The organism is Micromonospora sp. 15K316 (assembly GCF_004348525.1).
Lineage (GTDB): Bacteria > Actinomycetota > Actinomycetes > Mycobacteriales > Micromonosporaceae > Micromonospora.
Map to the genome: position 1 here is coordinate 1 of NZ_SMKG01000420.1, position 1,209 is coordinate 1,209.

At 74.7% G+C, this 1,209-nt stretch carries 1 protein-coding gene and 1 pseudogene; one reads left to right on the forward strand and one right to left on the reverse strand.

Features of this window, described 5'->3' with window-relative positions; genetic code table 11:
- Positions 1-294: pseudogene (locus E1211_RS32095) on the forward strand (ATP-dependent DNA helicase PcrA); the annotation flags it as partial.
- A 69-nt stretch (positions 295-363) separates the two neighbouring features.
- Here E1211_RS32095 and E1211_RS32100 read toward each other — a convergent pair.
- Positions 364-1,125 carry a M23 family metallopeptidase gene (locus E1211_RS32100; protein WP_132353997.1) on the reverse strand — a complete coding sequence of 254 codons (762 nt, stop codon included), beginning with the start codon at positions 1,123-1,125 and terminating at the stop codon, positions 364-366.
- Between the last annotated feature and the right edge of the window lie 84 nt (positions 1,126-1,209).

Genomic DNA, 1,209 nt, shown 5'->3' on the forward strand with positions numbered 1-1,209 from the left:
GTCGGCGGCCGTGCGGACCGCGCGCCCGGCGGGCGCGGCGGCTTCACCGGTGGTACGCCGAAGGCGGCCCAGTTGGCGCGGCGGCTCGGCGTGGACGCCAGCCGGCTGAGCACGGCGAGCGAGTTGCCGCAGGCGCCGAAGGTGGCCGCCGGCGACCGGGTCAACCACCAGCGTTATGGGCTGGGCCGGGTGCTCCTCGTCGAGGGGCAGGGCCCCAACGCCCGCGCGCAGATCGACTTCGGCGACCAGACGCTCTGGCTGGTGCTGCGGCACGCGCCGATCGACAAGCTCTGACCGGCCGGCTCATCACGGCGAAGCCCGGCCCGGCGTACCGCCGGACCGGGCTTCGCCGTCGACGTGGGCTCAGCAGGCCACGTCGATGCCCCGGGCGCGCAGGAACGGCGCCGGGTCGATCTGGTTCCACATCTGGCCCTGGTGCACCTCGAAGTGCAGGTGCGGGCCGGTCGCGTCGCCGGTCGCGCCCTCGTAGCCGATGACCTCGCCGGCGGCGACCTTGTCACCGACGCTGACGACGAGGCGGCTCTGGTGCGCGTAGTGGGTCAGGTAGCCGTTGCCGTGGTCGATGAAGACCGAGTTGCCGTACCCGTCGCCGGCGTCCCCCGCCTTGACCACGGTGCCGCCGAAGGCGGCGTGGATCGGGGTGCCGGCGGGCATGGCGAAGTCGATGCCCTGGTGCTGGGTGCCCCAACGGGGACCGAAGCACGAGGTGATCGTCGCGCCCTTCATCGGGATGACCCAGGCCGGCTTCGGCTTCGCCGTCTTCTTCGGCTTCGGCTTCGCCTTCGGGGTGGCGGGCTTGGTCGACGGGGACGGGCTGATGCTCGTCGCGCTCGGCGTCGGGCTCGCCGACGGGGTGACCGGGGCGCTCGACTCCCGTGCGGAGCGGTCGGCGCGGGCGGCGGCCTCGGCGCGGTTCTGGGCGTCGAGCGAGACCGGGGCCGGAGTGGGGTCGCCCCCGGTCGTGGCGATCGCGCCGGCGACGCCGATGCCGACCAGGGCGACGACCCCGACCACGAGGAGCCGGAGCCGACCGGCCGGCCGCCGGTGCCGGACGACGTCCGCCTCGCTGGGCTGCTCGTTCTGCGTGGTGCTCTCTTCCTGCACGGGTGGACCTTCGGTGTCGAGGGGCTGGGACCCGACCGATCCTGGTGATCCCCGCCCCGGCGACGGGCAACGGGCGTCCCGCCC